We start from the raw sequence: 26,276 nt of genomic DNA on the forward strand, positions 1-26,276 counted from the left end.
GAAGGCGGATTATCAGCCACCGCTGATATGTCTGACCTGACGCTTTCGCGAGCAGGCTCGCTCCCACAAGAAACCCAGTACTGCACAAAGGCATAAAAAAACCCCGCGACCGAATGATACGCGGGGCAAAAAATTTGGTTGGTTGCGGCCAACCAAAGGAGCTCTTTAACAACCTTTACTTGCTGGCGACTGTCTCCGGTTGCCAGCCACCGCCGAGGGCCTTGTAGATCGCGACGATGCCGCGATACAGCTCGACTTCGGCCTGGGCCTGAGTGTCTTCGGCGTTCAGGCGCTCACGCTGGGCGTCGAGCAGGACGAGGAAATCGGTGGTGCCTTCGCGATAACGGATTTCTGCCAGGTCAGCAGCCTTGCGACTCGATTCGCTCTGACGGATCAGTGAGATCAGGCGTTGCTGACGCTTGCCGTAATCGCTGAAGGCGTTTTCCGATTCTTCCAGCGCCAGCAGTACTTGTTGCTCGTAGTTGGCCAGCGCGCCTTCGGCGTCAGCATCGGCGCCGCGCAAACGGGCACGGACGCTGCCGAGGTCAAACGCCGCCCAGGTGATGCTCGGGCCGAGCGCCCAGGCGTTGGCCGCCGAAGAACCGATCTGCGAACCACGCCCGGCGGTCCAGCCGAGGAAGCCGCTGAGGCTGACCCGGGGGAACAGATCGGCCTTGGCCACGCCGATGCGCGCAGTGGCCGAAGCCAATTGCCGCTCGGCGCTAAGGATGTCCGGACGACGTTGCAGCAGTTCACCCGGATCACCGATCGGCAGCGCCTTGGCGATGGCCGGCAGATCTTTCGGGCTGAGGTCGACGGTCAGTTTGTCCGGGCGTTCGCCGAGCAGGGTAGCGATACGGTTTTTCTGCCGAACCTGCTCCGCCTGCAACTGCGGCACGGTGGCTTCGACGTTGGCCAGACGCGCATCGGCGCGCTCGACATCAAGCTGATCACCGACACCGGCGTCACGCAGGCTGATGGTGATCTTGCGCGACTCCTGCTGGTTGTTCAGGTTGGCCACGGCGATTTTTTCCCGCAGTTGGGCGCCGCGCAGTTGACCGTAGGCGTCGACCAGTTCGGCAATCATGGTGACTTGCAGCTGATACAGATCGGCTTCGGCGGCCTGCTGGTCGGCATCGCTGGCTTCCAGATTGCGCTGGATGCGGCCGAACAGGTCGAGCTCCCAGGCCATGTCCAGACCGAGGTCATAGCGCTCGCTATTGACCCGGTCGGTGGTCTGGCCGGGAATCTGGCCCTTGCCCAAGTCACTGCTGGCGCGGCTGGTGATGGTAGGCATCGCGTCGTTGCTGGCGTCGTCGCGGATCGCCCGGGCGGCTTTCCAGCGGGCGAACGCCACGCGCAGTTCACGGTTGCCTTGCAGCGACTGGCTCACCAACTGGTTCAGGGTCGGATCATCGAATTGCTGCCACCAGATGCCTTCGAATTTCGAACGGTCGAAGTTCTTTTGCCCGGCGGCGCCGTCGGTGGCGGTCGTGATGTTGGCCGCCTCCGTGGCTGGGGTCTTGTAGTCGGGGCCGACGGCGCAGGCGCTGAGGGCCAGCACCAGCAGACTCGGCAGGAAGACTTTCAGACTCATTGTTGCGCCTCCAGTGGCTTTTGAAGAGTGTGCGCCTTGGCTGCTTTGCGCTGCTCGCCGCGTTCGACAAAGTTACGGATCAGTACGTAGAACACTGGCGTCAGCAGCAGACCGAAGAAGGTCACCCCGAGCATCCCGGAGAACACCGCCACACCCATGGCGTGACGCATCTCGGCACCGGCACCGCTGGAGAACACCAGTGGCACCACGCCCATGATGAACGCGAACGAGGTCATCAGGATCGGCCGCAGACGCAGGCGGCAGGCTTCCAGCACCGCTGCGAGCGGGTCGAGGCCTTCTTCCTGTTTATCCTTGGCGAACTCGACGATCAGAATCGCGTTTTTACAGGCAAGTCCCACCAGTACGATCAATCCGATCTGGGTGAAGATGTTGTTGTCACCGCCGGAGATGATCACACCGGTAATGGCCGACAGCAGGGTCATCGGTACGATCAGGATCACCGCCAGTGGCAGGCTCCAGCTTTCGTATTGTGCGGCGAGCACCAGGAACGCCAGCAGCACGCAGAGCGGGAACACGAACAGCGCGGTGTTGCCGGACAGAATCTGCTGGTAGGTCAGGTCGGTCCATTCGTAGGTCATGCCGTTCGGAAGTTCTTCCTTGAGCAGTTTCTCGATGGCTTTTTCTGCCTGGCCAGAGCTATAGCCCGGGGCTGCGGCACCGTTGATTTCAGCGGTGATGAAGCCGTTGTAGTGCATCACGCGATCCGGTCCCGAGGTGTCGCTGACCTTGATGAAGGTCGCCAGCGGAATCATTTCGCCTTTGTTGTTGCGTACTTTCAGCTGACCAATCTGATCGGATTCAAGGCGGAACTGCTGTTCGGCCTGAACGTTGACCTGATAGGTGCGCCCGAAGCGGTTGAAGTCGTTGGCATACAGCGAACCCAGGTAGATCTGCAGGGTGTCGAAGATGTCGCTGACGGCCACGCCGTGGGTCTTGGCTTTTTCACGGTCGATGGCGGCATCGACCTGCGGCACGTTCACCGTGTAGCTGGTGAACAGGCCGGCCAGTTCCGGGACGTTGTGGCTCTTGTTGATGATGTTCATGGTTTCTTTGTACAGCTCGTCGTAGCCGAGGTTGCCCCGGTCTTCGATCTGCAGGCGGAAACCGCCAATGGTGCCCAGGCCTTGTACCGGCGGTGGCGGGAAGATCGCCATGTACGCTTCCTGAATGTTCGCGTACTGGCCGTTCAAGGCGCCGGCAATCGCACCGGCGGACATGCTCGGGTCTTTACGCTCGTCGAACGGTTTCAGCGTCACGAAGACGATGCCGGCGTTCGGGCTGTTGGTGAAACCGTTGATCGACAGGCCCGGGAACGCTACGGCGCTTTCCACGCCCGGCTGTTTCAGCGCGAGGTCGGACATGCGCTTGATCACGTCTTCGGTGCGATCCAGGCTCGCGGCATCCGGCAATTGCGCGAAGGCCACCAGGTATTGCTTGTCCTGGCCGGGTACGAAACCGGTCGGCGTGCTGGAGAAACCGAAGAAGGTCAGCACCATCAGGCCTGCATACACGAGCAGGGCAATGCCGCTGCTGCGGATAACCCGGCGCACGGTGCCGACGTAGCCATGACTGGCACGGTCGAAGAAACGGTTGAAGGGACGGAACAGCCAGCCACCGAAGATTCTGTCGAGCACTTTCGAGAAGCGGTCTTTCGGCGCGTCGTGACTCTTCAGCAACACAGCAGCCAGCGCTGGCGACAAGGTCAGCGAGTTGAACGCCGAGATCACTGTAGAGATCGCGATGGTCAGTGCGAACTGTTTGTAGAACTGCCCGGTGAGGCCGGAAATGAATGCCGCCGGAATGAACACGGCACACAGCACCAGTGCCGTGGCCACGATCGGCCCGGTCACTTCACGCATGGCGCGCTTGGTCGCTTCGACCGGCGTCAGTCCGAGTTCGATGTTCCGTTCGACGTTCTCCACCACGACGATGGCGTCGTCCACCACGATACCGATGGCCAGCACCAGGCCGAACAGCGACAGGGCGTTGAGCGAGAAGCCGAACAGGTGCATGACCGCAAACGTACCGATCAACGATACCGGCACCGCCACCAACGGGATGATCGAGGCGCGCCAGGTCTGCAGGAACAGAATCACCACCAGCACCACAAGGATCAGCGCTTCGAACAGGGTGTGAACCACCGCTTCGATCGAGCCACGGACGAAGATCGTCGGGTCATACACGATGCTGTAATCCATGCCCTGCGGGAAGCCTTTCTTCAGCTCTTCCATCTTGCCGCGCACTTCGTTGGAAATGTCGATGGCGTTGGAACCGGGACGCTGGAAGATCGGGATTGCCACCGCCGGCTGATTGTTCAGCAGCGAGCGCAAGGCGTATTGGCTGGAACCCAGTTCAATGCGCGCAATGTCCTTCAGGCGAGTGATCTCACCGTCGTCGCCTGCACGAATGACGATGTTCTCGAACTCTTCCTCGGAAACCAGACGGCCTTGAGTGTTGACCGACAGCTGGAAGCTTTGCGCGGTCGGGGCAGGGGGCGCGCCCAGTTGACCGGCGGCGACCTGACGGTTCTGCTCGCGAATCGCGGTCACCACATCGGTCGCGGTCAGATTGCGCGAAGCGGTCTTGTTCGGATCAAGCCAGACGCGCAGCGAGTAGTCGCCCATACCAAACAACTGCACGTCACCGACACCACCCAGGCGAGCCAGCTCATCCTTGATGTTGAGGATTGCGTAGTTGGACAGGTAGAGCATGTCGTAGCGCTTGTCCGGTGAGGTCAAGTGCACAACCATGGTCAGGTCTGGCGAAGCCTTGTCGACGGTGATACCGATACGCGTCACTTCCTCGGGAAGCTTCGGCTCGGTCCGGGTCACCCGGTTCTGCACCTGCACCTGCGCGTTGTCCAGGTCAGTGCCCAGGGCGAAGGTAATGGTCAGGGTGATCTTGCCGTCAGCGGTCGATTGCGAGGACATGTACAGCATGTTCTCGACGCCGGTGATGGCTTGCTCCAGCGGAGCGGCCACGGTTTCACCGATGACTTTGGGGTTAGCGCCCGGGAAGTTGGCGCGCACGACCACGGTCGGCGGCACGACTTCCGGGTATTCGCTGATCGGCAACTGGAACAGCGAGATCGCACCGGCGATCAGGATCAACAGCGACAGCACCGCTGCGAAGATCGGCCGGGAAATGAAGAATTGGGAAAAATTCATCGGAGTTGTCGTCCCTTAACCGCGTGGGGTCGTAGCGGCCAGCTTCGCAGCCGGACCCGATGCGCCCTTGGCAGGGGCAACTTTGGGCAGGTTGCTGGCTTCCAGCGCTTGACGTTGTTGAGCGAGGGCGGCGAGGGTCTGCTCGCTGGCCATCGGAATCACTTCAGGGGTGACCGGTGAGCCAGGACGAACCCGTTGCAGACCCTTGACGATGATCGTGTCGTCCTTGTTCAGACCGTTGCGGACGATGCGCAGGCCTTCAATCTTCGGACCGAGTTCGACGGCGCGGTAGGCGGTCTTGTTGTCGCCATCCATCACCAGCACGAACTTCTTGCCCAGGTCAGTGCCCACGGCTTCGTCATTGATCAGCATGGCGTTGTAGGTGCCGCTGCCGACCAGCTTCAAGCGAGCGTAGAGGCCAGGGGTGTAGGTGCCGTCAGCGTTGTCGAAGACTGCGCGACCACGGATGGTGCCGGTTTTCGGATTGACCTGGTTGTCGACGAAGTTCATCTGGCCGAGGTGCGGGTTGCCGTCTTCGTTGGACAGGCCCATGTACACCGGTGTGGTGGCGCCGCGCTGACCGTTGCGGGCCAGTTGGGTGTATTTGAGGAACACGCGTTCGTCGGCGTCGAAGTAGGCGTAGACCTTGTCGGTGGAGACGACGCTGGTCAGCGCGGTGGTGTCGGCGGTCACCAGGTTGCCGGCAGTGATTTCGGCGCGGCTGACGCGGCCGCTGATCGGTGCGGTCACGCGGGTGAAGCTCAGATTCAGTTTGGCCAGGTCCAGTTGTGCCTGCAGGGCACCAACGGCGGCGCGGGCTTCTTGGGCGGCGCTGGTGCGCGAGTCGGCCAGTTCAGCGGAAATGGCGTTGCTGGTACGCAGGCGTTCGCCGCGAGCGGCTTCGTTTTCGCTGCGAGTGGCGGTGGCGCGGGCTTGAGCAACCAGAGCTTCGAGGCGGCGTACCTCGGCCTGGAACGGACGCGGGTCGATCTGGAACAGCAGGTCACCTTTTTTGACCAGCGCGCCTTCGGTGAACGCGACCTGATCGATCTGGCCCGAAACCCGTGGGCGGATTTCAACGGTTTCCGGCGCTTCGAGGCGCCCGGTAAATTCGTCCCACTCGTTGACCGGTTGTTCCAGCACCTTGGCCACGCTGACTTTGGCAGCGGGCGGGGCACCGGCAGTCTCCGGAGTTTTGCCGCAGGCGCTCATCACCAGTACGGCCAGCATGGCCAACGGGAAGCGCAAATGTTTGAGTGATTGTTCCATGGATGCAATCCGCCGAAGTATTGAAGATGGGCGGATGATGCTCGGCGCAGGTGTGATGGCACGAATCGAATGAAGCAAAGGTAACTATCATTCGGAATGATATAAGCGCCGAGGCAGCCCTCTAGCATGCACCTTTCGTTAGGGGGCTAACAATGTGTTTTCTTGCAAATCTGTCTTGCGTGACGAGCAATGATTGAGCAAGGCCTTTGTGAGAGGGGAGTCATATATATTAAGAAACGGCCATGAAGGCCGTTTCGATCCGCTATTGCGGCTATTGATCAGTTGAAGCCTTTGCGGTTGGCACCGAAGCGATTGGGGCCAGGCTGGCTGTCTTGCGCCAGAAACACGATGTTGACGATGGGCAGCAGAATCCACCAGCCGCTGCGGTCAGTGTCGTGCATGCGCCGTACGCCAACAGCGAGGCTCGGCAACAGCATTGCCAGGTTGTACAGGCTCTGCAAGGCGCCACCGGTCTTGAGCATGGCGTCGAAAACGCTCATGACAATAGCGATGCCCATGTTGATCAGAAAAAACATCCAGTATTCACGGCGCGTGGCGCGTCCGGTGAACACGGCATATTTCTTCAGTGCCTCTACGTATGGGTTGCCGCTCGCCATGATGGGGCCACTGGCAATGGAATGCAGTGGCGCTTGAGGTGCGCCGCATTGGGGGCATGCCAGTGCCAGAGTACTTATTTCCTTGGCGCAACCACGGCAGAAAACCAGGCTCATGTTTTTTTCCCTAAAAAATGGTCAGTCGAAAGACGGGACAGATACATCCCGGTGTTTTCGTTGGTGCAGATGTCGTCGCCAACGAGAGCAGAGACTGAATGCCCGACTCTCCACTGGCGGGGCGGCGGTAATCTAATCGTTACCATAAGGTTTGTCATCGGCTCTCGGCTTTCGATTTGTGGGTCTGCGGCTAAACCCAAACCCGATCGTCACCAAATCCACTTGGGGCCAGAGGCATACGAACGCATTTCGCTCTAACATGAGCTGATATTCATGCCGTCAGCTTCTGCCACCCCCGGAACTTTCATATATGCGAGACCTGCCCCCGACCGCGACCCTGCGGGCTTTCGAAGTGGCCACTCGGCACCCGACGTTCACGGCTGCCGCTCAAGAACTGCACGTGACCCAAAGCGCCGTCAGTCATCAGCTCCGGCACCTTGAAGAACTTTGGGGATTGCAATTGTTCGAGCGCGGCAAGGCGTTACGCCTTACAACAGCGGGGGCGACGCTGGCGCCGATCGTGCGCGAATTTTTCATGAGCCTTGAAGCAACGCTGGAGGATCTGCGCGAGCAAAAGGACAGGGTTCGCCTGACCGTCAGCACCACCTATTCGTTCGCGTTGAAGTGGCTGCTGCCACGCTTGCCGAACCTGTCGCGCCTGCACCCGGAGCTGTTGGTGTCGCTGGATACCACGGACACGATCATCCATTTCGCCAGCGGCGAAGCTGATGTCGCCATTCGTTTGGGCAAGGGCAATTATCCCGGTCTGTATTCGGAGTTCCTGTTTGGGGAGCAAGTGTTTCCCGTGGCCAGCCCCGAGATGCTGCAGCGTGTCGGCAGGCCGGGCAGTCCCGCCGATTTGCTGCAGTTGCCGTTGCTGATTCGCGACGGCGCCGAGTTGGCGCCGAAATGGGAGGTGTGGTTTGAGTCCGTCGGGCTGGCATTTTCGCCGCTGCGCGAAAGCGTAAGGTTTGGCGACACCAACATGACTGTCGAAGCTGCATTGCTCGGCCAGGGTGTGGCGCTGGTGCGCAGCGGGCATGTCGAAAATGAAATCGGCGACGGCCGCTTGCTGAGGCTGTTCGATGTGCCGTTCACATCGCCGCTTGCCTATTATTTCGTCTGTCCCAAAGGCATCGAAGCCCAGCCGCATATCCTCAAATTTCGCGAGTGGTTGCTCAGTGAGGCGTTGAAAGTGCAGGGCGCGCAGCACTGAGTCATGAGGTATTGCTCATGACTGGATGAAGAGACTTCTCTGTAATGTGGGCTGCGGCGATGACTAAAATGCCGCATGCCAATCCATCTCGTACTCCTCGTTCTGTTCGCCGCGCTCCTGCACGCCAGCTGGAACGCGCTGCTGCGCGGCGGTGCCGATCGGCTCTGGTCGATGACAATAATGTGCGTGGCCATCGCCATCGTCTGCCTCATTGCCACCTTTTTTATGGCCGCGCCTGCACCTGAGAGCTGGGGGTATGCGCTGCTCTCGGCACTGCTGCATGTCGGCTACAACCTGTTCCTGGTACGCAGCTATCGGGTCGGCGATCTAGGGCAGATCTATCCGATTTCCCGCGGCTCGTCACCGGCGCTGATCACCCTTGGCGCCGCGCTGTTTGCCGGCGAAACCATTACTCCCGCTGAGCTGCTCGGCATCGGTCTGGTATCCGGCGGAATCATTTCCCTGGCCTTTCGCGGGCGCAGCCTGTCGGTGCCGAGCCTGCCGTATGCGCTGGGCACCGGTTGTTTCATCGCCGCCTACAGCGTCGTCGATGGCATTGGCGCCAGGCTTTCCGGAGCGCCGCTCGCGTACACGGTGTGGATGAGCGCCCTGTGGGGCGTGCTGATGCCGCTGGTGTATATCGGCCTGCGCGATGCTCGCAGTCTGTTTTCCGTACGGCCCGGAATGCTCGCCGCAGTGGGCGGCGGACTGGTCTCGTTGCTGGCCTACGCAATCGTTATCTACGCCATGAACGAAGCGCCGCTGGGCGCGGTGTCGGCCTTGCGCGAAACCAGCGTGTTGTTTGCCGCATTGCTCGGCTATTTGTTCCTCGGTGAAAAGCTCACCATCCGCAGGGTGCTGGCGTGCGTGGTCATCGCCAGCGGCGCCATCATCATCGGCTGACATAGGCCAACTGCTCAGGAGAACGTCGCATGGATAAAGTCTCGCAGGCCCCGCTGATTCTGATCACCGGCGGCAGTCGCGGAGTCGGCGCCGCCACCGCCAGACTCGCCGCCGCGCAAGGCTACGACGTTGCCATCAGCTACGTTGCCAACGAGTCCGCCGCTCTTGAGGTGGTGGCGGATATCGAAGCGTTGGGGCGCAAGGGCCTCGCGCTGCGTGCTGACAGTGCTGACCCCGAGCAGGTTGCTGAACTGTTCTCGGCCCTCGATCGCTCATTTGGACGGATCGATGTTCTGGTCAATAACGCTGGCGTTCTGGCAAAACAGTCACGCATGGAGGACCTGAGCTTTGAACGCATGCAGCGCATCTTCGCGGTCAATGCTCTGGGACCGATCCTGTGCGCGCAGCAAGCGGTGAAGCGCATGGCTTATCGGCACGGCGGCACAGGTGGGGCAGTGATCAACGTTTCTTCTGCCTCGGCGCGCCTGGGCAGCCCGAATGAATACGTTGACTACGCAGCATCGAAAGGCGCGCTGGAAACTTTCACCATCGGCTTTGCCAAAGAAGTCGCGCGCGAGGGTATTCGGGTCAACTGCATTCGCCCGGGGCACATCTATACCGACATGCACGCCAGCGGCGGCGAGCCGGGGCGGGTGGATCGCGTGAAGGACACTATCCCCATGGGGCGGGGCGGTCAGCCGGAAGAGGTGGCGCGGGCCATTTTGTGGCTGGCCAGCGCGGAGGCCTCCTTTGTCACGGGTACTTTTCTGGATGTGTCTGGCGGCAAGTGATTCGGGTCGGGAAAGAGGCTAAAGGGCTTTCAGGGTCCAGATTCAGAGGGGGCGCCTGATTTTCCTGTTCTTGGCCAGTCAGGTCATGGGGTCGGTCGTTCAGCCGCAGGCAAGTGCAAATGCGCTTCCATGGCGTCATGAAGGAGTCTGACGACCTCGATCACGTCGTCATTTGCCACGCGATAGAACACGATATGGCGCGGGCTCTTGACCGTTCCATGAGTGGGTTTCGCCTGCTGGCGCGAATAGATGAGGTGATAGTTGCGGAGGCCTGGTGCAAGCTCATCGCGGTCATGGCTGCCAATGAGATAAGGCTTGTCGGCCAGCGCTTGCAGCGCTGCAAGGATCAGCGCTTGGTAGCGCTGGCGGGCCTGGTCGCCGAACTGGGTATGGGAGAGTCTGAGTATGTCGACAATGTCGGCGCGCGCGGGGTTGGAAATCCGATATCGCGGCATCCTCAGTGTTTCTCGCGCGCGGGGAGGGTAGCCTCTTGGCTCAAGCCTTCAAGGTAATGTTCCAGATCCCCTTCGTTCACCTGAGTAAAACGCCCACGCTCAAGATCCATGATGCCGATCGAGGTCGCCTGACGCAGTGCCTCGATTTTGGCGGTATCTTCGGCGACGCGCTGCTCCAACAGCCGCAAGCCTTCGCGCATTACCTCACTGGCATTCTGATACCGGCCTGACTGGACAAGGTCATGAATAACCTGTTCCTGGTGTGGAGTGAGCACTACGTTTCGGGTCGCCATAATTATCTCCAGTGCTGGCCAAACCGGTAATTACGAACATTGGCATATTATGCCAATTTGCCCGTCCGGATATTGAATCGGGATCTGATTCCGACGGGGTGCGTTCTACCGTACTTCCGATAAAGCACCCTAGCCGACGATACCTAAAGACTATCCGGATCGCCAAAAAACATCTGAATCCGCGACCTCAACCACCGCTCTCCCGGGTCGTTATCCTGCGAGCCACGCCATGCCATGTGCAATTCGAAGGTCCGCGTCGGCAGCGGTGGATCTTCAGCCCGCAAACCGCCAGCCGCCGTCAGTGCCTCAGCCGTGTAATCCGGCACGGTCGCGACGATATCGGTGCCCGCCAGCAGCGTGCCGAGTCCGTTGAACTGTGGCACCGCCAGCACCACGTGCCGTTTGCGTCCGAGTTTTTCCAGTTCTTCATCGACGAAACCACTGAGGTCGCCAGCGAACGACACCAGTGCGTGCGGTCGGGCGCAGTAGTCGTCGAGGCTCAACGGCCCCGGCACGGTGTCGGCGCGCAGCAGCTTCGGTGCGCTGCGGCGCAGGACCTTGCGCTTGGCGTTGGCTGGCAGGTCGGTGGTGTAGCTGACGCCGATCGAAATCTCGCCGGAGGCGAGCAGGCCAGGCATCAAGATGTAGTTGACCCGCCGCACCACGAGGACGATGCCTGGTGCTTCGGCGCGCAGGCGCTTGAGCAGCATGGGCAGCAGGGCGAATTCGACGTCGTCGGATAATCCAATGCGGAACACCGACGTGCTGGTCGCCGGATCGAAATCGGCGGCACGACTGACGGCGGTCGAGATCGAATCAAGGGCGGGCGAGAGCAGGGCGAAGATTTCCACCGCGCGGGCGGACGGCTCCATGCTGCGGCCGGTGCGGACAAACAAGGGATCGTCAAACAGGCTGCGCAGGCGCGACAAGGCCGCACTGATAGCCGGTTGGCCGAGGAACAATTTTTCCGCGGCCCGAGTCACACTGCGTTCGTGCATCAATGTTTCGAACACGATCAGCAGGTTCAGGTCGACACGACGCAGGTCATTACGATTCATCTGGAGTCCTGGCAGAGTCATCAAACTTGACGAGGGCGACCATATGAGAACAATGGCCGGCATGAATCTTACGGGGAAAGGCTGGTACTCTGCACCGGAAAATTCAGCTTTACTGCGACGGTGGCAGGCCTTTTTTCATGGAATTTGCCAATGCCGCCCTTGATGCGGAATCAATGACAGGCATGTCGACTATTAATAGCCACTGATGGTCTTGGGTCGAAAGCCCAGATAGAGTTCATGGCATTAGAGGTTACTTTGACGAGGTTTGCGATGTCCCGCACGATCCGTTTTCACAAGTTTGGTCCGGCCGAGGTGCTCAAATGCGAAGAGCATGCGGCTGCTCAGCCAGGTCCTGGCGAAGTGCAGGTGCGTGTCGAGGCAATCGGCATCAGTTGGTACGACACCCTGTGGCGCCAGAATCTGGCGTCATCCCAGGCACGTCTGCCTTCGGGCCTCGGTCATGAAATGGCTGGCGTGGTCACTGCGGTGGGCGCTGATGTCGACGACCTGTCCGTCGGCGACAAAGTGGCCAGCTTTCCAGCGGAAAGCCCGAACGACTATCCGGTTTACGGCGAGTCGATCGTTCTGCCGCGCACCGCGCTGACCCGTTATCCGGATGTGCTCAGCCCGATCGAAGCGAGTGTGCATTACACGCCGCTGCTGATCGCCTACTTCGCTTATGCCGATCTGGCGCGGGTCAAACCTGGTCAATTTGCGCTGGTGACTGACGCCAGCCACTGCGCCGGGCCGTCGTTTGTGCAATTGGGCAAAGCGCTGGGTGTGCGAGTGATCGCCGCGACCAAATCGGCGGAGGAGCGGGAGTACCTGCTGTCCCTCGGTGCGGAGAAGGTCATCGTCACCGAAGAGGAAGATCTGTTGATGCGCATCAACAAGATCACCGACAACCGCGGCGTCGATGTGGTGTTCGATGGTCTTGGTGGCCCGCAGATGTCGTTGCTTGGCGATGTGCTGGCGCCACGCGGCAGTCTGGTGCTGTACGGGCTGCAAGGTGGTAACCAGACCCCGTTCCCGGCGTGTGCGGCGTTTCAGAAGAACATCCAGTTCTTCGTGCACTGCATCGGCAACTTCACCGGCAAGCCGGAGCTGGGCATTGTCCAGGACCACGTCGCTCTGCAGCGTGCTTTGCGTGACATCAACCAGTTGACCGCTGACCGCGTGCTCCTGCCGCTCAAGACGCGTGTATTCCCGTTCAACGAGTTCGTCGAAGCGCATCGCTACATGGACGAATGCCCATGCCGCGAGCGAGTGGCCCTGCAAGTGGAAACCGCGTAAATCCGCTCATCAGAGTCCGTGGCCGCCACGGACTCTTTTCTGTTTAGATCCTCCGCTGTCAGTAAACCCTTCCCGATATCGAAGCATCGGCCCTTCAGCAACTGAACTGGTTTTTGCCTTCGATCTGTATCTTCTAATCACACTATAAGCACTGATAATTGAATGATTACTTTCATCTCAAGGAATGAGCTATGGCTGTGCATTCAATTTGTCCAAGGCAATATCAAATGGCTGGCTCGGCTGGCTTCGTCAATTTCTGTTTAATTGCTGTAGGGCGTTTCGGAAGTTGCTTCTCCTTTTCTTGTAATGATTTGTCGTGGGACGTTGTGGGAAGTTTCCTCAGATCATTTGCGAATGGCGAAAGCCCAATGAATACGGGTGGTTGAGCGTGACGATTGGCATCTGGATGGCTTTATTCAGGTGAAGTGTTTCAAATAACTACAACTTTGTAAGTGTTAGCATTTCAGCGTCTATTACTTATTGATCCAATTGCCGCGCGCCCATTGTCATGTCTGCGCGGCATGAAACTTTTGATACCGGGTAAATACCGATGAGCACGATCCATGATCAGGCAATGAACTATGTCTATCAGCAAGTATTGCAGCGTCTGCTGAGTTTCTTTTCCCGAGCCGAGCGCACGGCATTGCAGTTGCTGATACAGCGCCTGGTGGTGGCCGCTGGCGGCATGGAAAACATTGGGCAATTCAAGGTGCTGGTGCCTCAGTCCGGCCTGCGTGACGGCTGCTACACCCTGGCCTTGCTCCGGGCTGCGCAGTTGACCATTGCCGGACGTGCTCCGGCGACCTTCCAGTTGCGCGTGGCGTCCCTGCGCTGGAGTGGCGACAGCCCGCTCGCCCTGCAAAACCTGCATCGCAGCTACAGCGCACTGTTTCTTTATGACGATCCGCGGGTCGAGGTGCTGATGGTCGATAACCGCGAAGTGCTGCCGTTCGACCATCGCACGCCTGTGAGCAACGAAGGGCGTGAGGCCAGTCGCGTCAATCTGCTGCTGGTCGGGCACTGTCGCACCTGGCTGGAAACGCCTGAATTATGGGATGACGCCTATCTGGCGACGGCCGAGTACTACAGCCAGATCGCCCGCTGGAACAATGGTGTCGACGCCATGATCAGCACTGAAACCAAAGGCAGTCAGCAGCATTTCCTCGAAGGCCTGAACCGTGCAATGCAGCGAGTGGCAATAGCCGGTCCAGAACTGGTCAATGCCGGATTCGAAGCGCTTTTTCCGCTGCTCGACGGGCTCGGTGATGATTTTTACCGCGAGCTGCGCGCAGATGATGACCGGATAGCGTGGCGCCCGGAAGGTGAGTTCGAAGCCTGCCGGCGCACCAGTTTTATCGACATCAACGACATGATGGTCGGCAAAATCGAGGATCGCTGGCCGCTGCTGGGCGAATTTCTCGGTTATGAACCTGACGACCTGGCGCTGTACCAGGGCGAAGCGGTATTCGCTGACCCTCTGATCTCGGCGCACGTGCGAGGTTTGTACGCACGCTTCATCGAGGGGCGCGACTATGAGGCGGGTATCGACGATTATGTTCGTCAGACGCTGGCCGACATGCGGCGAAAACAGGTCGCCGAATCTGTCTGCGAGCACTTGCTGGCCAGCTATGACAATGCCGGCGGGCCAGAGCAGCTGCGGGCGCTTGCCGAGGATTACCTCATCAATGGTTTCGGATTGAGCGAAACGCAGCTGGTGTGCCTGCTGTTTGCACCATTCATCGACAACGGCAAAGGTCTCGAGCGGTTCCTGCGCAACTGTCATCCCGGCATGTTGGTCGCCATGCCTGACCTGCACCGCGCCATGCAAGGCTTGCACGCGCCGGAGCAGGTTTTGAAGTGGATAACGGAAGTGAGCGGGTTGCCAGTCAGGTTGGTGATCCGCCTCTATGCAACGGGCCCTGTGCAGATTCATGCGCCCGCGCAATTGGCCTCGGAGAGTTCGGGTTCGGATGAGGCGCGTTCGGCTGCGCCGTTCGAGCGGTCGACGGAACGCTGACGGTGAGCCGGAGCCTGAGTTGTGAACCGATATCTACGGAAATGAGGGTGTGAAAAGCGCGCGGGACAACGACTTTGTTTATCAGGCAGTTTATCGATATCTGACCACGCTGATTGATGACGCCGGAGGTGGTACGGCGGTACGCATGCCTTCCTTGCGACAACTGGCGGATCGACTGAATGTCTCCATTTCAACGGTGCAGTACGCCTATTCGCTTCTGGAGAAGGAAGGTCGAGTCTATTCGATAGCCAAGTCAGGGTATTACGCGCAAGCGCTGTTCAGCATGGATGCGCCCGGCAACGGCAATGATCTGCTGGAGACCGTGTACGTCAACGCCAGACGTCCCGGAATGTGTGTGTTGAGCGCCGACGAACCGGCCTCGCTGCAACCGCTGGACAGTCCGTTGTTGACGCTGGAACGTGAGCTTCTGCGCCAATATCCGCGTCAGCTACAGACATTCGTGCAACCTTGCGGAGAGCTGGAGTTGCGGGTTGCCCTGGCAGCGCGGTACACGAGTTCGACAGAGCATTTCTGGCATGCCGATGACATCTATATCGGTGCTGATCTGCGCGGGGTCCTGGAAATTCTGATTTCGGTGCTTGAATTGCGTCAGGCCAGCGTGATTGTCGAATCACCGTGCGACTGGGTGATATTGCGTCTGCTCGAGTCGTGCGGGGTGCGCGTGATCGAATGGCCATTGCTGGCCGAAGGCGTGCTTGATCTGTCGGTGCTGCAAGCGCTGCTGGAGAACGAGCCAGTACGTCTGGTTCTGTTGTCGTCAGTGTTGAGCATGCCCCACGGCAAGGGTTTCACCCATGAGCGTCAGCAGGCCGCTGCGCAGCTGCTCAATCAACATGGCGTCTGGGTACTGGAAAACGACTGCTACAGCGAGCTTGACGAGCGCAATGATTCGCAGCGTTTGCGCAGTTGGCTTGATCCTGAGCGTCTGCTGGTGTTTTCCACTTTCGAGAAATTCATCGGCGCTGAAGCGCCATTCGGCTTTGTCCTGTCGCGTCACTGGCGTGAGGCGCTGCAACGCCATTTTCTGCTGCGCGCATTTCGCTTGTCGCCGATCCGCCAAAAGGCGATTGCCCGGTTGTTGAATGGCGGGCGGCTTGATCAGCATTTATCTGTGCTGCGGCGAATGCTGGGTGAGCGGCGAGCCGTGTTGATCCAGGTTCTGCACGAACGTTTGGGCGATACGCTGCAGATAGTCGAGCCGCAGGGCGGGGCGACGGTGTGGGTGCGTTCGTTACGGCCGGTCGATATGGCGAATGTGTTCCGTCGCCTGCTCAAGCAACAGATCATCGTGGCCCCCGGCGAGCTGTTCAGCCTGCAAGGTCTGCATGCGGATCATCTGCGGATAAGCGCGTTGCACCACGGCGAGCGGGATCTGCCGAGTGTCATCGGCTTGCTCGGTGATGCCTTGCGCCTGTCGCCCGGTCAATAACGTTAAAAAACATCGGGCGAGTTTCGGATACATCCCGTCGCACAGTGGTCAAACTGCCAGTAAACTGCGCTGCATTTCCTGAACCACTCCGATTTCAGAGGTTTTTGCATGACACTCAGTCCTTTTGCGGGCAAACCGGCACCGGCAGAACTGTTGGTCGATATCCCGCGACTGGTTACGGCCTATTACACCGGCCAGCCTGATGCATCGATTTCTACCCAGCGAGTGGCGTTCGGCACCTCCGGCCACCGCGGCAGTTCGTTCGATTTGAGTTTCAACGAATGGCATGTTCTGGCCATCAGCCAGGCGATCTGCCTGTATCGCGAAGCCCAGGGCATCACCGGCCCGCTGTTCGTCGGCATCGACACCCATGCATTGTCGACCCCGGCCGGCGCCAGCGCGCTGGAAGTCCTCGCCGCCAACGGCGTCACCGTGATGATCGCCGAAGGCGATGAGTACACGCCGACCCCGGCAGTTTCTCACGCCATTCTCTGCTACAACCGCGGCCGTACCTCTGGCCTGGCGGACGGTATCGTCATCACGCCGTCGCACAACCCGCCACAGAGCGGTGGCTACAAATACAACCCAACCAACGGTGGCCCGGCCGATACCCACATCACCAAGTGGATCGAAGCCAAGGCCAACGAGCTGCTGGCGAACAAACTGGCCGGGGTCAAACGCATCAGCTACGAGCAAGCGCTCAAGGCCAGCACGACCCATCGTCACGATTACTTGAACACCTATGTCGCCGACCTGATCAACGTCATCGACTTCGATGCCATCCGCGACGCCAAGCTGCGTCTGGGTGTCGATCCGTTGGGCGGAGCAGGGGTGCGCTACTGGTCGGCCATCGCCGAACACTACCGTCTCGACCTGGAAGTGGTGAATAAACAGGTCGATTCAACGTTCCGTTTCATGACCGTCGATTGGGACGGCCAAATCCGTATGGACCCATCGTCCAGCCACGCGATGCAGGGCCTGATTGGCCTGAAAGAGCGTTTCGACGTGGCATTCGCCTGCGATCCGGACCACGACCGCCACGGTATCGTCACGCCGTCCGGTGGTTTGCTCGCGCCGAACAACTATCTGGCGGTATCCATCGACTACCTGTTCCAGAACCGTCCGCAATGGCGCGCTGATGCCGCTGTCGGCAAAACCGTGGTCAGCAGCGGTTTGATCGACCGCGTGGCCAAGCGCCTGGGCCGTCGCCTGTACGAAGTGCCGGTCGGTTTCAAATGGTTCGCCGACGGTCTGTTCGATGGCTCGCTGGGTTTTGGCGGTGAAGAGAGTGCTGGCGCCTCGTTCCTGCGCAAGGACGGCGGTGTATGGAGCACTGACAAGGACGGCTTGATTCCAGCCTTGCTCGCCGCCGAAATGACCGCGCGCACCGGGCGCGATCCAAGCCAGGCCTACCGCGCGCTGACCGACGAACTGGGCGAACCGTTCTCGGTACGCGTCGACGCCAAGGCCAACCCTGAGCAGAAGGCACTGCTGAGCAAGCTGGCGCCGGAACAGGTCACCTCGACCGAGCTGGCGGGCGAAAAGATTCAGAGCATCCTCAGCCATGCACCGGGCAACGATCAGGCCATCGGCGGTCTGAAAGTCATGACCGAGAACGGCTGGTTCGCCGCGCGTCCGTCGGGCACTGAGGACATCTACAAGATCTACGCCGAAAGCTTCCTCGGCGATGACCACCTCAAGCAACTGGTGGCCGAAGCGCAAACGTTGGTGGATGGCGCTATTTCCACTAAGTGATGCGCACATGAAAAAGGGCAACCGTAATGGTTGCCCTTTTTTATTGCCTTCAGATCAAGCCAGGTCGACCAGTACGATCTCGCTGTCCTCGATCGCCGTGACCGTCAGCACTTGCTCATGGGCCACCGCCACACCGTCACGCGCTTGGGCACGCAAGCCATTGACTTCGATCACGCCGGTGGCCGGAACCAGATAGGCGCGACGCCCTTCGTCGAGCCGATATTCGGCGGTTTCACCGGCCTTGATGTTCGCCGCCACCAGACGTGCATTGGCACGAATGTGCAGGCTCTCATCGTCGCCGTCCTTGCCGCTGGCCAGCGTCACAAAACCTTCGCGCTCGCCTTTAGGAAACGGCTTGGCGCCCCACGACGGCGGCGCACCGGTTTCGGTCGGCAGAATCCAGATCTGGAAGATCTTGGTTTCCTTGTCTTCCAGGTTGTATTCGCTGTGAGCGATGCCGGTGCCAGCGCTCATCACTTGTACGTCGCCAGCTTCGGTGCGGCCCTTGTTGCCGAGGTTGTCCTGGTGCGTGATGGCACCTTCGCGCACGTAGGTGATGATTTCCATGTCGCGGTGCGGATGCTGCGGGAAACCGGTACCTGCGGCGATGATGTCGTCGTTCCACACGCGCAAGTTGCCCCAGCTCATCCGCTGCGGATCGTAGTATTCGGCAAAGGAAAAGTGGTGATGCGCGTCCAGCCAGCCATGATGGGCGCCGCCCAGCGAGCTGAAGGGTCTGAGTTCAAGCATGATCGTCTCCTAATAAGGGTCGTCAGGGGGCGGGCCCCGTGGTTGATGACGGCAATCATCTATCAGGCAATCATCGATAAAAAGCGCAAAAACTGCCGCATCATGATCAGGTTATTTGATGGGAATGCGCCTCGACATCGTCTCATCCGACTTTCAATTCGTCGCCTAAACCGATGACCTGTAAGCATTTCGCTAGAACTGGACGGCAAATCCAGACACCATAGCCGCCACAGCCTCACACCCTGGAGTCCGTCAGCGTGGCGCAACACATTCCCGATCTTCCCCCTGAACTTCGTCCACTGGCCGAGATGCCCTGGTTCAAACGTCTGGCCGCGCGATTTTTTGGTCACGGGTTGACCAAGCTGCGCGCCCAGCACCGGGCGTCGTGGCTGCACGGGCAAGCCGACGGATTTCGCAGTGGCCACACCGCTGGCGTCGAATACGGTTTCAAGGAGGGCAAGCTTGAGGGTTTGGAGGAAGGCCGCCAGGTGCTGCTGATTCGCGACAGCCGCAACACTGAGCATCGGCCGCCCAGCGTCGATAACCACCTGTTCGATGACTGGCGCCTGCCGCTGACGGCGGAACTGAAGAAGCGCATCAAGGCTGACGTTGCCCGTTTGCTTCCGGCCCACGCCCAGCCCAGCGCTGCGCAGTGGAAGATGATCTTCAGCGATACGCCGTCCACCTCGGTGGTGGCCGGTGCTGGCGCCGGCAAATCGACCACGCTGGTGCTGCGCATTCTGTTGCTCAGCCATTATCTGGGTTTTGAGCTGGATTCGATGACTGTGGTGACCTTCACCCGCGAATCGCGCAAGGACTTCATCAACAAACTCATCGAAATCTTCATGCTGTGGGGGCAGCCGCTGAACCTCAAGCAGGCCCGCAAGCTGGTCAGAACCTTCCACTCACGCATCCTGCCGATGGTCCGCAGCCTGTCGGGTTTCGAGCGTTTGCAGGCCTTCGAGAACCTCAGCGATCGCCCGCAAAGCGGCGCAGAGGAGGTTGACAGCAATCCGTTTGACCTGCGTATCAACGACGCGCAGCGCCAGCAACTTAATGCTTGTTATCACCGGCTGTTCAACGAGGATGAGCGTTTCCGCCAGTTGATCCAGCCGCTGTCCCGTGCCGGGTTACAGTTGAAGGAACTGGAACGCGATCACCCCGATGTGCAGAAACGCATGGCGGTCACCGAACTGGCGGCCAAGCGCGATGAAGAGCTCTGCGATGTGATTGAGGATCTGTGGTTTCGCGCAGGGGCGTGGCCGATCAAAGGCATCGAACCGAATCGGCAGGCCTTCGAAATCAATGGTTCGAAGTTCCACGCTCACGGCTATATTCCCAGCCTCGATGCCTGGGTGGTGCTCGGCTTTGATCCCAGGGAAAACGCCCAGCTGACCCGACCCAACGCCAAGCTGAGTGTCCGTGCAGAGTGGGCGGTCAAGCGCACCCTGTTTCAAGCTTTCTGCCGTAAGCCATTGATATGGCTTGATAGTTACGAGTCATCCAGGCGCGTTCTTGCGACGTTGGCCGGAGATGCCAGCGCCGGTCCCGGCTTCGATTACAAGGTCAAAGGCGAGCTGGTATCGGCGCCATTGCTGGATTGTTTTATCGCCGCAGCAGGCTTTATCGAAAACCTCGGCCTGGATGTACCGGACGCGGTCAGTCGGATGAGCTTCGCCAAGGACGATCCTGATCGTTTTTTCTTTGAAGCCCTGAGCCTGTTCTGGCGCGCATTTGAAGATCACCTGCTGGACCAGAAACCGCCAGTGATGACCTACAACCGCATGTTCGCGCTGTTCAGCGAGCACTCGCCGGAAAACCTCAAGCTGCTCAGCGATGAGTTGCTGCGGCCTATGGCGCATTTGATGATCGATGAGTTCCAGGACGTATCGCCGCAGATCGTTTCGTGGATTCGCGCCAGCCTCAATGAAATCCGCAGCCGTGGCCAGGCCATGCACGTTGGGCGAGGGGCGCAGCGTTCGTCGCTATTGTGTGTTGGCGATGACTGGCAGTCGATTTACGGTTGGCGCGGCAGCTCGCCGAGTTACTTCATGGAGTTCAATAAGGAATTTCCTTCACCGAGCACCACAAGAGTGATGCTCAGTGACAACTATCGCAGCCATCAGCACATCATCGACGCCGCCGAACACATTGTCCGTGCAGCGCCGGCAATCGCAGGCAAGAAGGCCAAGGCCAGTGGTGAGCCCAAGCCGCTTCACCCGGTCAACGTGCTTGAGCGGGACGATGAAGCATTGGGTCAGCGCCTGGCCGAGCATTACCGGCGCGGCGATTCAATCTTGATGCTTTATCGAAAAAGCAGCGATAAGTTATTGATAGAGCAGCATATTCAGCCTGTACTTAATGTAGATTCGAGCTTGCCCTATGATGCGCGGCGGCTGAAACAGCTGACCTATCACAGCGCCAAAGGCTTGCAGGCTGATGCAGTATTTCTGCTGGGTGATTGCCAGCATCTGACCAGTTCTCCGTACAAGAACCAGGTCTATCGCATGGCGGGATTGGGCAAAAGCGGCGACAGCGAGCCTTATGACACTGCGCAAAAGGACGAAATCCTGCGCCTTGCCTACGTCGGTATCACACGCGCCGTCAGCCATTGCTATTGGTACGTCGAACCGCAGGACAGCCAGGCGGTAAACATGCCGAGGGCGTCGGATCGAGTCGCCAAGGGCAAACCCTTCTTCGTCGACCATCGACGCGAAAAGGAAAAGACCAGCGCCTGACCCATAAAAAGCCCGCATCGCTGCGGGCTTTTTGTTTCAAATCAGGTGGTTATGCGTAGTTCTTGAGAGATTCCGGAGGAGTGAAGGCTTCCAGTTCATCCTCGATGGCTTCGATCATGCGCTCGACGTCCGCCGCGTTCATCACCGTTGCGCAGGGAATGCCGGCGATGGCGATCATGGTTTCGCCGCTGGCACGGTCGAACAGACGGGCGATCATGCTGCCCGGCGCATCCATCGTCGCCTCGAAACCCATGGGATGAAAATGCCAGCGCATCAGCTGGCAAGCGTTTGGAAAGGTGACTTTGCTGAACCCTTTATTCATGGTGTTGCCCGCCTGCTTCATCGAGCGCTTCCTTTTGCTCATGTTAGGTGGGAAGAGCCTTCATTGGCTCAACCAGTGCTTGAGCTTTAAAAGTAGCATCCGTGTGTGAAAAAACTGTGAGTTTTTTCAGTCCGTTTAGCGATTGATTCGCATTTTTTGATGTAAGTCACTGGCTCATCGATTATCGCCAAAACGCCACCATGGATTTTTCATTGAAGCGGCAGAGGAAGTTGGGCAAGCTCGGTTCTTTTTCGCCGAGCCTCTTATGCACGCCGATGACGACGGCCCAGAACAGACCCAGGCCACGGCCGCCACGGTCATGCGCTATCACCTGAGCTGGAAACACCGGGATCTGGACAGCGTCATGGCGCTTTATCACGCCGAGATCCAGTACAACGATTTCTTTCAGAACCGGGTGCTCGGTCTGGATGAGTTACGCGAATACGTGCGCGTGAGCATGCCGCGAGAATCCGACGAACTGCTCGAACATTGCGACCGAATCCGGGTGGATGGCAACACCGCGTTCATTCAATACGAGGTGACCTTGCGCGGCGGCGACGGCCTGGTGTCGTTTCGCTCCAGCGAAGCGATCACGGTCAAGGACGGCTTGATCTGGCGCGTCAACGAGTATGCCTCGCTGGTGCGTAGTCAAGCCGACGGTAGCTCCGCGCCAAGCCGTCCGGCGGTCAGCAGGCTAGGTCTGTCACCGCGGCAACTGAGTTTCATGGCCGAAGACCTGCAGCAGTATTTCGAAAAGCAGCAGCCCTATCTGGACCCTGAGCTTGACCTGCAACGGGTGGCGAAGGAGTGCGGGTACAGCCGCAATCAGATTTCCTATCTGCTCAATCAGGTGCTCGGGCAAAGCTTTTATCGCTACGTCAATCAGGCGCGCCTGCAGCATTTGCTGCGTGCGCTGGACAGCGCCACGCCGCCGTTGCGTGTCGACGAGCTGGCGTTTGCCGCCGGCTTCAATTCGCTGTCAGCGTTCTACAAATGCTTTCGCGAACACACCGGCCAGTCGCCCAAGGCCTATGCCAAACAAATTTCTCTGCGGGCACGCGCGCAAGACATCCACTGAAGGCAGCCACTAGGATCGACGCCATCGAAAGTTTTCAGTGGCGGAGTCTGGCATGTCGGCGTGGCGCACGATCAGTTTGTGGATGGATCAGCTCGATGAGCCGCTATTGGCGCGGCCCGCGTTGGAGCGTGACCTGGATGTCGACGTGGCCATCATCGGCGCCGGTTACAGCGGACTGTGGACGGCGTACTACCTGAAAAAACAGGCGCCCGGCCTGGATATCGCCATCGTCGAGGCGCAAACCGCCGGGTTCGGTGCGTCCGGACGCAATGGCGGCTGGCTGATGGGTAATTTGCTGGGCGAGGATCGTTTGCTCGCAGGCTTATCGCCGCAGCAGCGCAGGGCGTCGTTCGATCTGCTGCACAGCATCCCCGATGAAGTGGAGATCGTCCTCGAACGCGAAGGCATCGACTGCGATTACCGTAAGGGCGGGGTGCTTTATTGTGCGGCGCGCTACCCAGAGCAGGAAACCGTTCTGCGCGATTACCTGAGCAAGCTGCACGCCCAAGGCCTTACCGATAACGACTATCGCTGGCTCAGCCCCGAGCAACTGGCCCAGCAGATCCGCGTGGCCAAGCCCTACGGCGGCATCTTCGCCCCCCATGTCGCGACCATTCACCCGGCGAAGCTGGTCCGTGGTCTGGCGCGGACCATGCAGAACATGGGCGTGAAAATCTACGAAAACAGCCCGGTCACCCACTGGCAACCTGGCAGTCTGCGTACCGCCAAGGCCAGCGTGCGCAGCCGTTGGATCGTCCCGGCGGTGGAAGGTTATTCGGTGACCTTGCCGCCACTTGGCCGTTATCAATTGCCGGTGCAAAGCCTGATTGTCGCCACCGAGCCGCTGTCCGCTGCGACCTGGGACGAAATCGGCCTCAATCGCGGCCAGGCCTTCAGTGAATTCAGCCGCCAGGTCACCTACGGCCAGCGCAGTGCCGACAATCGTCTGATCTTCGGCGCCCGTGGCGGTTATCAGTTCGCCGGCAAGCTGCGCCATGACTTCAACCTCACCCGCGATGAAGTCGAGTTGCGCCGCTATCTGTTCGGCGAACTGTTCCCGCAGCTGAAAAATGTGCAGATCACCCACGCCTGGGGCGGCAACCTTGGCATGTCGCGGCATTTCAAGCCGCACATGCTTTGCGACCGCGCCAACGGCATCGCGTTGTCTGGCGGTTATGGCGGCGAGGGCGTCGGTGCCAGCAATCTCGGCGGCCGGACGCTGGCCGATCTGATTCTTGAGCGCGACAGCGAGCTGACCCAACAACCGTGGGTCCTGCCCGACGGCGGCATTCATGCGCTGCGTGCCTGGGAACCGGAGCCATGCCGCTGGCTCGGCTACAACGCGATCATCAAAAGTTTCGTGCACGAAGACCAGACCCTGGCCAATCCCGCGACCGCGCCCTGGCGGCGCAAGCTCGCCAGCCGGGTTGCCGGGTTCATGGAAGGTTTCATGCACTGAACGCCGTTTCCCTCAATAAACAGGTCACGCCATGAGCATCACCCAATTCAAGAACACCGCCACGCTTGAGCTCGAAGAATCCAACCCGGTCGCCGTGCCCCTCGGCGAACCCGTCGCAATTGCCTCGACCACCAGTGTCGAGCGCGACGACGGTGTCGAAACCGGCGTCTGGGAATGCACCCCGGGCCGCTGGCGGCGGCAGATCACCGCGCAGGAGTTCTGCCATTTCATTTCCGGGCGCTGCACCTTCACCCCCGACGGTGGCGGCGAAACCCTGCACATACAAGGCGGCGACGCACTGATGTTGCCAGCCAACACGCTCGGGATCTGGGATATCCAGGAAACCGTGCGCAAGAGCTACGTGCTGATTTTCTGATTGTTTGATCCTTTGATTGCCTGCCAACAAAAAAAGCCCATACAGGAATCGCCCCATGATCCAGAAAACCCTCGCATTGGCGCCGCTGCTGCTGGCAGCTTCCGTCAGTCATGCAGCCGAGACGGTCAAGGTCTACAACTGGTCCGACTACATTGCCCCGGACACTACAAAGAATTTCCAGAAAGACACGGGCATCGGCGTCACTTATGACGTCTACGACAGCAACGAAACCCTCGACGGCAAGTTGATGACCGGCAAATCCGGTTACGACGTGGTTTTTCCGTCGAACCACTTCATGGCGCGGCAGGTTCAGGGTGGGGCGCTGAAGAAACTCGACAAGAGTCAGTTGCCGAACTGGAAGAACCTCAATCCAGCGCTGCTTAAGGCCCTGCAGACCAACGACCCGAACAACGAACACGGTTTCCCATATCTGTGGGGCAGCACCGGGATCGGCTACAACATTGCCAAGGTCAAAGCGGTGCTGGGCGACAACGCGCCGGTGGATTCCTGGGATCTGATCTTCAAACCCGAATACATGGAAAAACTGCAGAAGTGCGGCGTGGCGATCCTCGACAACGGCCCGGAACTGCTCCCGGCGGCGCTCAACTATCTGGGCTTGCCGCACCACAGCAAAAATCCCGAAGACTACAAAAAAGCCGAAGCGCTGTTGATGAAAGTGCGGCCCTACGTCAGCTACTTCCATTCCTCCAAATACACAAGTGACCTGGCCAACGGCGACATCTGCGTAGCGGTGGGCTTTTCCGGCGACATCCTGCAAGCGGAGAACCGCGCCAAGGAAGCCAAGAACGGCGTCGAGATCGGTTATGCGATTCCCAAGGAAGGCGCGGCGATCTGGTTCGACATGGTCGCCATGCCCGTCGACGCACCGGACGAGAAGGCCGGCTATGCTTTCATGAACTACCTGCTGCGCCCCGATGTCATGGCCGGCATCACCAATTACGTGCATTACGCCAATGGCAACGAACAAGCCGACAAACTGATCGACCCGGCGATCAAGAACGACACCAAGGTTTACCCGAGCGCGGAAATGATGGGCAAGCTGTTTGCGCTGGAGGCGATGCCGTTGAATATCGACCGGATCCGGACACGGGTTTGGAACAAGATTCGCACCGGTAGCTGAGTTTTTTCAGGCCAACATACAAGACCCCCTGTGGGAGCGAGCCTGCTCGCGAAGCGGTTTGTCATTCGACACTTATGTTGACTGGCTTGGCGCCTTCGCGAGCAGGCTCGCTCTCACATTCGTTATTCAATGAATCAGGATAGTTGATATCAAAGCACTGGCACCGCTGACTGAAGTGTGACTTGCCCAACAAATTCAAACTTAGCGATATTTAATATTTAAATAGAAAATCGTCAGACAATTTCCACCCTCGCCGCAACTAAAAACAATCTTTTCTCCCCGCACGCTTTGTTTACGGCAGTTTTCCGATACCACCAAATTGGATCGCAAAAAAACTCTTTACGACAGATTTCCAATTGTGTCAGGTTCGTTACGCCTTCATTGGGCGAGTGATAG

General features: G+C 59.2%; 21 protein-coding genes. 12 read left to right on the forward strand and 9 right to left on the reverse strand.

The window, feature by feature from the left end; genetic code table 11:
- Window positions 1-175: 175 nt before the first annotated feature.
- The 4 genes from D8U61_RS24200 to D8U61_RS24215 form a co-directional block, all read right to left on the reverse strand.
- Window positions 176-1,597: a TolC family protein gene (locus D8U61_RS24200; RefSeq protein WP_016774854.1), complete on the reverse strand. Its 1,422-nt coding sequence runs from the start codon at window positions 1,595-1,597 to the stop codon at window positions 176-178.
- Entirely contained in the window at window positions 1,594-4,785 is a 3,192-nt protein-coding gene (locus D8U61_RS24205) for an efflux RND transporter permease subunit (RefSeq protein WP_024013078.1), read from the reverse strand. The genes D8U61_RS24200 and D8U61_RS24205 overlap by 4 nt, the downstream gene beginning before the upstream one ends.
- 15 nt (window positions 4,786-4,800) lie before the next feature.
- Entirely contained in the window at window positions 4,801-6,054 is a 1,254-nt protein-coding gene (gene mexE / locus D8U61_RS24210) for a multidrug efflux RND transporter periplasmic adaptor subunit MexE (RefSeq protein ID WP_130927799.1), read from the reverse strand.
- A gap of 278 nt (window positions 6,055-6,332) precedes the next feature.
- Window positions 6,333-6,785, reverse strand: coding sequence for a DUF805 domain-containing protein (locus D8U61_RS24215; RefSeq protein ID WP_110600443.1), 453 nt, complete (start codon window positions 6,783-6,785; stop codon window positions 6,333-6,335).
- Between the two features lie 310 nt (window positions 6,786-7,095).
- Here D8U61_RS24215 and gcvA point away from each other — a divergent pair, with 310 nt between their 5' ends.
- From gcvA to D8U61_RS24230, 3 genes are all read left to right on the forward strand, one after another.
- The gene (gcvA, locus tag D8U61_RS24220) at window positions 7,096-8,001 is read left to right on the forward strand and encodes a transcriptional regulator GcvA (RefSeq protein WP_130927800.1); all 906 of its coding nucleotides are present in this window, start codon (window positions 7,096-7,098) and stop codon (window positions 7,999-8,001) included.
- A 75-nt stretch (window positions 8,002-8,076) separates the two neighbouring features.
- Window positions 8,077-8,904, forward strand: coding sequence for a DMT family transporter (locus D8U61_RS24225; protein ID WP_130927801.1), 828 nt, complete (start codon window positions 8,077-8,079; stop codon window positions 8,902-8,904).
- Between the two features lie 29 nt (window positions 8,905-8,933).
- Complete coding sequence (locus D8U61_RS24230) at window positions 8,934-9,695, forward strand: SDR family oxidoreductase (RefSeq protein ID WP_130927802.1); 762 nt, start codon at window positions 8,934-8,936, stop codon at window positions 9,693-9,695.
- A gap of 83 nt (window positions 9,696-9,778) precedes the next feature.
- Here the strand turns inward: D8U61_RS24230 and D8U61_RS24235 are convergent, their stop codons facing one another.
- The 3 genes from D8U61_RS24235 to D8U61_RS24245 all read right to left on the reverse strand — a co-directional run bounded on the left by D8U61_RS24235 (window position 9,779) and on the right by D8U61_RS24245 (window position 11,501).
- On the reverse strand, window positions 9,779-10,150 hold the full coding sequence (locus D8U61_RS24235; RefSeq protein ID WP_130927803.1) for a type II toxin-antitoxin system RelE/ParE family toxin: 372 nt from the start codon (window positions 10,148-10,150) through the stop codon (window positions 9,779-9,781).
- A 2-nt stretch (window positions 10,151-10,152) separates the two neighbouring features.
- Entirely contained in the window at window positions 10,153-10,443 is a 291-nt protein-coding gene (locus D8U61_RS24240; protein ID WP_076562760.1) for a type II toxin-antitoxin system ParD family antitoxin, read from the reverse strand.
- A 143-nt stretch (window positions 10,444-10,586) separates the two neighbouring features.
- A complete protein-coding gene (locus D8U61_RS24245) occupies window positions 10,587-11,501 on the reverse strand; it encodes a LysR family transcriptional regulator (RefSeq protein ID WP_016774850.1) in 915 nt (304 codons plus the stop codon).
- 270 nt (window positions 11,502-11,771) lie between these two features.
- Between D8U61_RS24245 and D8U61_RS24250 the strand changes: the two genes are divergently transcribed.
- The 4 genes from D8U61_RS24250 to pgm all read left to right on the forward strand — a co-directional run bounded on the left by D8U61_RS24250 (window position 11,772) and on the right by pgm (window position 18,016).
- On the forward strand, window positions 11,772-12,794 hold the full coding sequence (locus D8U61_RS24250) for a zinc-dependent alcohol dehydrogenase family protein (protein ID WP_041480274.1): 1,023 nt from the start codon (window positions 11,772-11,774) through the stop codon (window positions 12,792-12,794).
- Between the two features lie 550 nt (window positions 12,795-13,344).
- Window positions 13,345-14,811, forward strand: coding sequence for a hypothetical protein (locus D8U61_RS24255; RefSeq protein WP_125926554.1), 1,467 nt, complete (start codon window positions 13,345-13,347; stop codon window positions 14,809-14,811).
- A 49-nt stretch (window positions 14,812-14,860) separates the two neighbouring features.
- On the forward strand, window positions 14,861-16,261 hold the full coding sequence (locus D8U61_RS24260) for a PLP-dependent aminotransferase family protein (RefSeq protein ID WP_130927804.1): 1,401 nt from the start codon (window positions 14,861-14,863) through the stop codon (window positions 16,259-16,261).
- 108 nt (window positions 16,262-16,369) lie between these two features.
- Window positions 16,370-18,016: a phosphoglucomutase (alpha-D-glucose-1,6-bisphosphate-dependent) gene (pgm, locus tag D8U61_RS24265; protein WP_016774846.1), complete on the forward strand. Its 1,647-nt coding sequence runs from the start codon at window positions 16,370-16,372 to the stop codon at window positions 18,014-18,016.
- Window positions 18,017-18,070: 54 nt separating this feature from the next.
- Here pgm and D8U61_RS24270 read toward each other — a convergent pair whose 3' ends face one another.
- The gene (locus tag D8U61_RS24270) at window positions 18,071-18,766 is read right to left on the reverse strand and encodes a pirin family protein (RefSeq protein ID WP_016774845.1); all 696 of its coding nucleotides are present in this window, start codon (window positions 18,764-18,766) and stop codon (window positions 18,071-18,073) included.
- Window positions 18,767-19,023: 257 nt separating this feature from the next.
- Here D8U61_RS24270 and D8U61_RS24275 point away from each other — a divergent pair, with 257 nt between their 5' ends.
- Window positions 19,024-21,504 (forward strand): UvrD-helicase domain-containing protein, encoded by a 2,481-nt coding sequence (locus D8U61_RS24275; RefSeq protein WP_130927805.1) that lies wholly within the window; start codon window positions 19,024-19,026, stop codon window positions 21,502-21,504.
- A 49-nt stretch (window positions 21,505-21,553) separates the two neighbouring features.
- Here D8U61_RS24275 and D8U61_RS24280 read toward each other — a convergent pair whose 3' ends face one another.
- Window positions 21,554-21,826 carry a DUF1652 domain-containing protein gene (locus D8U61_RS24280; protein ID WP_038862172.1) on the reverse strand — a complete coding sequence of 91 codons (273 nt, stop codon included), beginning with the start codon at window positions 21,824-21,826 and terminating at the stop codon, window positions 21,554-21,556.
- A gap of 265 nt (window positions 21,827-22,091) precedes the next feature.
- Between D8U61_RS24280 and D8U61_RS24285 the strand changes: the two genes are divergently transcribed.
- Genes D8U61_RS24285 through D8U61_RS24300 form a run of 4 tightly spaced genes read left to right on the forward strand, consistent with a single transcriptional unit; the run spans window position 22,092 to window position 25,880 of the window.
- Window positions 22,092-22,904, forward strand: a complete 813-nt coding sequence (locus tag D8U61_RS24285) for a nuclear transport factor 2 family protein (protein ID WP_130927806.1) — start codon at window positions 22,092-22,094, stop codon at window positions 22,902-22,904.
- Between the two features lie 52 nt (window positions 22,905-22,956).
- Window positions 22,957-24,363 (forward strand): FAD-dependent oxidoreductase, encoded by a 1,407-nt coding sequence (locus D8U61_RS24290; protein ID WP_130927807.1) that lies wholly within the window; start codon window positions 22,957-22,959, stop codon window positions 24,361-24,363.
- 31 nt (window positions 24,364-24,394) lie between these two features.
- The gene (locus tag D8U61_RS24295) at window positions 24,395-24,739 is read left to right on the forward strand and encodes a cupin domain-containing protein (protein WP_024013066.1); all 345 of its coding nucleotides are present in this window, start codon (window positions 24,395-24,397) and stop codon (window positions 24,737-24,739) included.
- A 55-nt stretch (window positions 24,740-24,794) separates the two neighbouring features.
- Entirely contained in the window at window positions 24,795-25,880 is a 1,086-nt protein-coding gene (locus D8U61_RS24300; RefSeq protein WP_130927808.1) for a polyamine ABC transporter substrate-binding protein, read from the forward strand.
- The last annotated feature ends 396 nt before the right edge of the window (window positions 25,881-26,276 follow it).

This window comes from Pseudomonas sp. Sample_14 (assembly GCF_004307515.1).
Taxonomy (GTDB): domain Bacteria; phylum Pseudomonadota; class Gammaproteobacteria; order Pseudomonadales; family Pseudomonadaceae; genus Aquipseudomonas; species Aquipseudomonas atacamensis.

Excerpts from the sequence above, each read along its gene's own strand:
- mexE (WP_130927799.1), bottom strand. The coding sequence starts at position 6,054 with ATGGAACAATCACTCAAACATTTGCGCTTCCCGTTGGCCATGCTGGCC.
- D8U61_RS24250 (WP_041480274.1), top strand. The coding sequence starts at position 11,772 with ATGTCCCGCACGATCCGTTTTCACAAGTTTGGTCCGGCCGAGGTGCTC.
- pgm (WP_016774846.1), top strand. The coding sequence starts at position 16,370 with ATGACACTCAGTCCTTTTGCGGGCAAACCGGCACCGGCAGAACTGTTG.
- D8U61_RS24235 (WP_130927803.1), bottom strand. The coding sequence starts at position 10,150 with ATGCCGCGATATCGGATTTCCAACCCCGCGCGCGCCGACATTGTCGAC.
- D8U61_RS24230 (WP_130927802.1), top strand. The coding sequence starts at position 8,934 with ATGGATAAAGTCTCGCAGGCCCCGCTGATTCTGATCACCGGCGGCAGT.
- D8U61_RS24285 (WP_130927806.1), top strand. The coding sequence starts at position 22,092 with ATGCACGCCGATGACGACGGCCCAGAACAGACCCAGGCCACGGCCGCC.
- D8U61_RS24270 (WP_016774845.1), bottom strand. The coding sequence starts at position 18,766 with ATGCTTGAACTCAGACCCTTCAGCTCGCTGGGCGGCGCCCATCATGGC.
- D8U61_RS24290 (WP_130927807.1), top strand. The coding sequence starts at position 22,957 with ATGTCGGCGTGGCGCACGATCAGTTTGTGGATGGATCAGCTCGATGAG.
- D8U61_RS24215 (WP_110600443.1), bottom strand. The coding sequence starts at position 6,785 with ATGAGCCTGGTTTTCTGCCGTGGTTGCGCCAAGGAAATAAGTACTCTG.
- D8U61_RS24225 (WP_130927801.1), top strand. The coding sequence starts at position 8,077 with ATGCCAATCCATCTCGTACTCCTCGTTCTGTTCGCCGCGCTCCTGCAC.
- D8U61_RS24280 (WP_038862172.1), bottom strand. The coding sequence starts at position 21,826 with ATGAATAAAGGGTTCAGCAAAGTCACCTTTCCAAACGCTTGCCAGCTG.
- gcvA (WP_130927800.1), top strand. The coding sequence starts at position 7,096 with ATGCGAGACCTGCCCCCGACCGCGACCCTGCGGGCTTTCGAAGTGGCC.
- D8U61_RS24205 (WP_024013078.1), bottom strand. The coding sequence starts at position 4,785 with ATGAATTTTTCCCAATTCTTCATTTCCCGGCCGATCTTCGCAGCGGTG.
- D8U61_RS24255 (WP_125926554.1), top strand. The coding sequence starts at position 13,345 with ATGAGCACGATCCATGATCAGGCAATGAACTATGTCTATCAGCAAGTA.
- D8U61_RS24200 (WP_016774854.1), bottom strand. The coding sequence starts at position 1,597 with ATGAGTCTGAAAGTCTTCCTGCCGAGTCTGCTGGTGCTGGCCCTCAGC.
- D8U61_RS24245 (WP_016774850.1), bottom strand. The coding sequence starts at position 11,501 with ATGAATCGTAATGACCTGCGTCGTGTCGACCTGAACCTGCTGATCGTG.
- D8U61_RS24240 (WP_076562760.1), bottom strand. The coding sequence starts at position 10,443 with ATGGCGACCCGAAACGTAGTGCTCACTCCACACCAGGAACAGGTTATT.
- D8U61_RS24300 (WP_130927808.1), top strand. The coding sequence starts at position 24,795 with ATGATCCAGAAAACCCTCGCATTGGCGCCGCTGCTGCTGGCAGCTTCC.
- D8U61_RS24295 (WP_024013066.1), top strand. The coding sequence starts at position 24,395 with ATGAGCATCACCCAATTCAAGAACACCGCCACGCTTGAGCTCGAAGAA.